Below are 6,946 nucleotides of genomic sequence, written 5' to 3'. Positions count from 1 at the left end.
GAAAGCCAAAGTGCGCGCCAAAGTCGAGCATCCCTTTCACGTGGTTAAAAATCTGTTTCATTACCGCAAAACGCGCTATCGCGGTCTGACGAAAAACACGGCGCAGCTGTTCAGCCTGTTTGGCTTCGCGAATTTGCTGCTATCCAAGCGACATTTGATGCGTGCTCACGGGATAAATCCGTCTTGCTGACGGGAAATGGCCTCTACGGAGGCTGCGCTAACGCCAAAAGGCGCTAGTCATGCGGGGAATCGAGCTGGTTTTCTGATTTTGCGCTGCGAATCGGCACTGGTGCTGGTGTGAGGCTTAATAAATCAGCGTTTCCCTAAATAAAGACGAATTCTTTATTTTTAAGTTATTAGTCAAAGGTGAGCCTTCTAGCAAAGACTTGAAGTTCAAGATCGTCGCAGATGACTTGCCACCAGAATTAAAGATTCAGCGTCTAACGCATAATCAGATCGAGCGAGAGTCAAAAAACGAGAAAAGTGGATTTGAACTGGAAAATTTAATTGCCGGTCTAGTGTTTTTGGCGTTTGCGTTCTTTTCCGGGATTTTATCTCACTACATTCCAAGTGACGCCCTACCGGAGTTGTCTAACGCAAAATTACAATGGATAAATCATTTACCCATCATGAGCATCGCATCCTTTGCTGGATATATTCTAACAGGTATATTAACTCTAATCGGAGGAGCACTTACTTTTGGCGCGATTTTTGGGAATTTTGAATTCCCTAGAAGTAAAAAATTTCGCCTACCTAACGAGTTCGCGATTGGTAGCTATGGTATACGGCAAATAGCGTTTGAAGATTCTATTATCGTCGAGTGAGAAATTGCTAACAAGTCAATGCAGCCGACCGCTAGTGCGGCGGATGATTGAAGCGTTGAATACGGTACGCCTTGCGCTTGAGCCGTTCGCCGATTAACTCAGACCCCGTTTAGGCTTCACTGATAAATAAAAACGCCGCTGCATCTGCAGCGGCGTTTTTTATCAGCTGAGCACATTAGCCGGTCTTTTGTTTATCCGGTGTGCCGAGCTTCTCGCTGATCCACTGGCGGAAGTCGGCGGCCTCCAGCGGTTTACTCCACAGATAACCTTGGCCCAGATGGCAACCGCGCTCGCGGAGGAATTGCCACTGCGGGTCGTCCTCCACGCCTTCGGCCACCACCTCTAAATGCATCTGCTTGGCGATGGCCAGCATGGTATCCACCAGCACCACGTCGTTGCTGTCTTTGGGCAAGTCACGAACAAAGCTGCGGTCGATTTTTAGCCGGTCCAGTGGCAGGCGCTTAAGGTAGGTGAGCGATGAATAGCCGGTGCCGAAATCGTCGATAGCAAACTGCACGCCGAGCGCTTTGATGCTGCGCATCAGGCTGATGCCTTTGTCGACGTCATACAGCATGCTGCCTTCGGTGATCTCCAGCTCAAGCAGTGAGGGGGCAATCCGGTGGCGGCTGACGGCGCTGACCACATCTTCGCGCAGCTGATCGTTGCGCAGCGATTGCGAGCTTAGGTTGACCGCCATGCGCAGCGGTCGTGAAGGCCACAGACTTTGCCAGCGGGCTTGCTCGGCACAGGCTTGGTCGATCACCCAGCGGGTTAGCTCGGTCATCAGGCCGACTTCTTCGGCCAGCGCGATAAAGCGATCTGGCGGCACATTGCCCAGCAAGGGGTGCTGCCAGCGCAGCAGTGCTTCGGCGCCGGTGGGGTGCCCGGTGTGCATGTCCACTTGCGGCTGGTAGACCAAGCGCAGCTGGTTGCGGCGCAAGGCGTGGCGAAGCTCGTTTTGCAGCGTAAGGCGCTCGTCGAGGCTTTCCTGCACTTCTGCAGAGAAAAACCGCAGCGTGTTACGCCCGGCGCCTTTGGCCAGATACATAGCCGCATCGGCTTGGCGGAACACATCTTCGGCTTCTTGTTCGCATTGCGGGAACAGGCTGATGCCCAAGCTGGCGCTGATGGCTAGCTCCAGTTCGCCAACCGGCAGGCTGTCTTGCAGGCCGTTGATCAGCTTGGCGGCGATGCGCGTGGCGAGGTCGATGGCCTGCTCACGTGACTCGCCTAAGCCATCCAGCAGCACGACAAACTCATCGCCACCGATACGCCCGAGGGTGTCTTCATCACGCAGGCGTTCACGCAGGCGCTTGGCGGTAGCACACAGCAGTTGGTCGCCTAAGGTGTGGCCGAGGCTGTCGTTGACGTGCTTGAAGTGATCGAGATCGATCAACAGCAAGGCGCCAAATTGATTTTGCCGGCGCGCACGGGCCATGGCTTGTCCGAGCCGATCGTTGAGCAATACTCGGTTCGGCAGACCAGTGAGCGCATCATGAAAGGCCAATCGCTCGATTTCTTTCTGGTAGCGCAAACGGTCAGAAATATCGTTAAAGCTGGCGCGCACCAGCGGCCGCGCACCGGGCATGCGAATCAGCCGCACCTCACAGGTGCGCGCATTGCCTTCGGCGTTTAGCAGTTGCCATTCAAACACCGGCTGGTGGCCTTCCAGCGCTTGCTGGAAGTATTCGCCAAGGTCCGGCAGTTCGACTTTTTGCTGTAGGCGCTCGCGCAGGGCCTCGATGCTTTTGCCGTATAAACTTTCTCGCCGGCAGCGCAGTAGGCTTTCGGCATGGCCGTTGGCTTCGACGATGCCTTGCTCGGCATCCCAGAGAATGATCGCCTCGGGGGCGAATTCGACCATCGCGCGGTAGCGCTGCTCAGCTTCACGCCGTTCGGTGATGTCTTCAATCAGGCCAATGCAATACTCCAGCTGGCCTTGGCGGTCGCGCACGGCCTGCACCAGCAGGCGTGCGTAGACCACTTCGCCATCGGCGCGACGGTAGCGTTTTTCCAGCTCGTAGCTATCGCGCTCACCGGCTTCCAGCTCATGGAAGAGGCGCAAGTCTTTGTCGAGGTCTTCCGGGTGGGTCAGCTGGCGCCAGTTGAGCTTGAGCATTTGCTCGCGGCTGTAACCGAGCATCTGGCACAGGCGCTGGTTGACCTCGAGCCATTGCTGGTGGGGCGAGGTCAGCGCCATGCCCAAAATCGGCGCATCGAAGAACAAGCGCAAACGCTGGTCTTGATCGCGTAGCTGCTGCTGCGTGGTGCGCCATGCGCTGATGTCTTGAATGGCGCCGTAGAGGCGGGTTGAGCGGCCATTTTCTTGCTGCACAAAGCCTTTAATGCGTAGCCAGATCAGGCGTTTTTGCGCAGTTTTCGCCTGCACTTCAAAGTCGAAAGGTTCGCCATGGCTAACCGCGTGGCGCATGGCTTGCCGCACGCGCAGGCGGTCGTCGGCAAGGTAAAACTGCAAGGTGCTTTGCAGCGTGGGGGTGAAGCTGCTGGGCACATCGAGGATGTTGTATACGCCGTCGGTCCAGAAAATGTCTTCGCTGCCCACGGCCCACGTCCAGCCGCCAATATCGCTAATGGCCTCGGTTTGGCTGAGCACACGGGCTTGGCGCAGCTGGGTTTCGCGGCTGTGCATGAGCTCGTGCATTAAGCGTTCGCGAGCGGTGACATCTTGATGGAGCAAAATAAAGTAGCGCCCGTGGCGGGCATTGATTAGCGGTGCGAGGGTGATTTCGTCCCAGAACAGGCGGCCATCTTTGTGGTACTGGCGCACCACCACTTGGCAGGGCTCGCCGTTGGCCATGGCTTCGCGCAGCAACAGCATGCCGCCTTGGGCGAGGTCTTCGCCGCTTAAGCGCTCGTCACCTTGGCCAATCAGTTCGCCGGCACTGTAGCCGGTCATGTTTTCGTAGGCTTGGTTAACGTAGCTGATGGGCCGGTTGAGTGGTTCGGCGTTCATCACCACCACCCCCAGCGGACAGGCGTTGAGCACTTGGCGGCTTAAATCCAGCTCTGACTGAATCGATTTGCGCCAGCGATAGGCGCGGCGCAAATCACTGAGCAGGCGCCCGAGCAGCGCGCAGCTGCCGCTGATCAGGGCGAGATAGGTGAGCTCTAGGTTCTGCAGGGCTTCGCCTTCTTGCGGCAGCGCGATTAACCACAGCCCTGCCACGCCAATCGCCAAACTGGCGCCGGGCATGGCGGCTAATAGAGCACTGCCAAGCATGATAAAGCTGATCAGCAGCAGGGCTTCTTCGGCCGGGATGACATGCAACAGGGCCAGCGTGGGCAGGCTAAGCAGCAGCATCCACAAGGGTGGCCGTTGCGGTGCCTTAAGGCCGGCACTCATCGAGCGCATGGCTTTGGGGTTGACCCAGCGGCTGGCAAAGCTCAGCAGCGGCACTGCTAAGCAAATTAGCAAAGCCAGTTGGGCAACGCTGTTGGCGAATAACTGCTGCGCGGTGCCCCATTGGCAGAGTGCCGCCACCACGCTGGTAACCAGCGCCAGCCAGAGCAGGCGCTGCACGGCCGATAGCCGCAGCAATTGCTGATCAAACGGCGCCCAGCGCAGCATGGCCACGGCCGCAAGCAGCGGTAGGCCGTGAGCGAGCAGCAACGGCAGGGTCAGCGGGACTTGCCACAAGGTGCTCAACAACAGCAACAGTAACGGTTGAATAAGCAGCACCGGCCAGCCGAGCCAGCACAGTGCGACCACGCTGACCGCAAGGCCGGCAAATGCCGTGACCGGATGGCCCTGTTGCAGCAAATACAGATCCGCGCTTTGTGCCACTGCCCACAACAGCATCACTGCTAACCATGCCTGGGGGGCAACGGACAGGCGGCGAGAGCCTTTTTCCATGAGCATTCTCCTTGCCTCATGTAAAAGGTAGTCACTGCCACGCCAAGCGCACGGCCAGCGCATGCCGGTAAATGACCAGCGGTAGGGCAGAAGGGCTTGACGTCAACTTTGCCGCCAAGGTGTCGGTTTTAAGGCACTTCTACGGCTGTTTGATAAATGGATATTTAGCGGCTATCTACGACAATTGACGGCGATCATGCGGCTAATATGTGAGCATTATGTTTTCTGCTTGAGTGGCTTTTGCAGCGTCATTACCGCTTGCTGTTAATGGCTTTAAGCAAATTCTGATTTGGAATATTGCCGCGCCATAGCGGCGATCTGCGCCGCTTGACTGAACGGCTGTGACGACAGGGGCCGAGTGCGCGTACCGAAACATCCGCTCAGCCTAGGTATACTCAGCGACAAAGCCAGCGCCGATGATGTCGAGGTAGGGATGAACCGCAACGATCTGCGGCGAATTGATCTGAATTTGCTGATTGTGTTCGAAACCATGATGCACGAGCGCAGCGTGACGCGAACCGCCGAGAAACTGTTTCTCGGTCAGCCAGCCATCAGTGCTGCGCTAGGGCGTTTGCGCGGGATCTTTAACGACCCCTTGTTTGTGCGTAATGGCCGCCTGATGGAGCCCACCGCGCGGGCGCAGGAGTTGTTCGAGCTGTTGGTGCCGGCGCTGGATTCAATCTCTAACGCGATCAGCGCCACCAGTGACTTCGAGCCGGCCAACAGCGATGCGGTGTTCCGCATTGGCTTAAGCGATGAAGTGGAGTTTTCCCTGCTGCCGGCGCTGCTCAAGCGTGTGCGCATCGAAGCGCCCGGAGTCAGCTTAGTGGTGCGGCGGGTGAACTACCTGACGTTGCCGGGCTTGCTGGCCTCCGGCGAGATCACCGTGGGGGTCAGTTACAGCGAAGACCTGCCCGCCAACGCCAAACGCAAAACCTTGCGCCGCAGCCAGCCGCTGTTACTGCGCGCCGACACCGCGCCCGGCGCGTTAACCCTGGATGACTACTGCCGTCGGCCACACGCGATTGTCTCGTTTGCCGGTGACTTGCACGGCTTTATTGATGACGAGCTGGCGAAAATCGAACGCAAGCGCCGCATGGTGCTCGCCGTGCCGCAATTTAATGGCTTGGCAAGCTTGCTCGGCGGCACCGATATGTTGGCGACAGTGCCGGACTATGCCGCCAAAGCCTTGGTGGCCATGGGTGGCTTGCGCTCAGAGCCGCTGCCGTTTGCCGCGCAGAGTTATGAGCTGTCGATGGCGTGGAGCGGCGCGCACGACAACGACCCGGCCGAACGCTGGCTGCGTTCACGACTTCAGATGTTTATCGGCGACCCAGACAGCCTGTAATCAAGGCTGGCGTAATAAATAGCTGCACTGGGGGCACTGGGTTTGTTGCTGCACGTAATCTTTGGCCATTTGGTAAATCTCGCCAGTGCCGTGCATCTCCAGCAGGCGATCGTTGAGCTGCTCCATGAAGTCCCGCCAGTAGGGATAGCGCGCGGCAAATTGCTGATTAAAGCCAACGTACACAGCCTGTTGTGACACCGTGGCGGTATCGCGAATCTGCATTAACTCAGCCAGCACAGCATCATCTTGCACGCTGTTTTGCAGCCGTTTTAGCTCTAGCCGTGTGGATAGCCGGTCGTTAAGAAAGCAATCGCTGCGCCCTTTGGCCATCATCAGCACATTCAGCTCTGTCGAGCGGGCATACACCTCCGTCAGGTGGCCGCCTGCTAACAAGTGCTTGTAGTGTTCGCCGCCTTGGTCGTAGCCGCTAGTTTGGCTGATGCGCAAGCCTTGAAAGGCTTCCGGCCAACGTGCGCCGGGGCCTGAGGGCGAACGCTGAAAGTGACAATGCACAGCCACAGTCTCCTCAAACAGCGCCACGCTGTAGGGCCACATAAAGGGGCGCGTCTGCGGGTGCCAATACGGCGGGTAAATCGCCATCACCTCGCCGCGCTCCAGCGCTTTGAGCGCGCGCTTCCAAGGCTTGGGCTCGATACGCACCTCATAGTCGGGCATGCGGCTGAAGGCTTTGCGCAAAATTTGCGCATACAAACCCCGCGCCTGCCCCTGTTCGCTGAACGAATAGGGTGGATAGGCGTCGTCGGCGTACAGCACGACCTTTTGTGCTGCCGCAATGAATGGGCTGATACACAGCATCAGCACAACAGCGATTGCGCGCATGCAGAGTCTCCCGAGCATGGTCTGAGTGTAGACCACAGGGCTGAACTGGCAGACTGCCAG

At 57.7% G+C, this 6,946-nt stretch carries 5 protein-coding genes; 3 read left to right on the top strand and 2 right to left on the bottom strand.

The features are described 5' to 3' along the window. Window positions 1-190, top strand: a 190-nt coding sequence (locus BMX80_RS01665; protein ID WP_139213987.1) for a transposase, incomplete at its 5' end; no start/stop codon positions are given. Window positions 191-386: 196 nt separating this feature from the next. Next, entirely contained in the window at window positions 387-824 is a 438-nt protein-coding gene (locus BMX80_RS01660; protein ID WP_074864392.1) for a hypothetical protein, read from the top strand. A 175-nt stretch (window positions 825-999) separates the two neighbouring features. Here BMX80_RS01660 and BMX80_RS01655 read toward each other — a convergent pair whose 3' ends face one another. Beyond that, on the bottom strand, window positions 1,000-4,698 hold the full coding sequence (locus BMX80_RS01655) for an EAL domain-containing protein (RefSeq protein WP_074864390.1): 3,699 nt from the start codon (window positions 4,696-4,698) through the stop codon (window positions 1,000-1,002). 433 nt (window positions 4,699-5,131) lie between these two features. Between BMX80_RS01655 and BMX80_RS01650 the strand changes: the two genes are divergently transcribed. Next, complete coding sequence (locus tag BMX80_RS01650) at window positions 5,132-6,046, top strand: LysR family transcriptional regulator (protein WP_071871457.1); 915 nt, start codon at window positions 5,132-5,134, stop codon at window positions 6,044-6,046. Here BMX80_RS01650 and BMX80_RS01645 read toward each other — a convergent pair whose 3' ends face one another. Beyond that, complete coding sequence (locus BMX80_RS01645; protein ID WP_074864387.1) at window positions 6,047-6,886, bottom strand: substrate-binding periplasmic protein; 840 nt, start codon at window positions 6,884-6,886, stop codon at window positions 6,047-6,049. Window positions 6,887-6,946 lie beyond the last annotated feature (60 nt).

It is taken from the genome of Atopomonas hussainii (genome assembly GCF_900109735.1).
Taxonomy (GTDB): Bacteria; Pseudomonadota; Gammaproteobacteria; order Pseudomonadales; family Pseudomonadaceae; genus Atopomonas; species Atopomonas hussainii.
Note: the sequence above shows the minus strand (reverse complement) of the source record. Positions and strands in the feature narration are given on the sequence as shown.

What these genes read in the sequence shown, in the direction of transcription:
- BMX80_RS01650 (WP_071871457.1), top strand. Translation starts at nt 5,132, where the DNA reads ATGAACCGCAACGATCTGCGGCGAATTGATCTGAATTTGCTGATTGTG.
- BMX80_RS01655 (WP_074864390.1), bottom strand. Translation starts at nt 4,698, where the DNA reads ATGGAAAAAGGCTCTCGCCGCCTGTCCGTTGCCCCCCAGGCATGGTTA.
- BMX80_RS01645 (WP_074864387.1), bottom strand. Translation starts at nt 6,886, where the DNA reads ATGCGCGCAATCGCTGTTGTGCTGATGCTGTGTATCAGCCCATTCATT.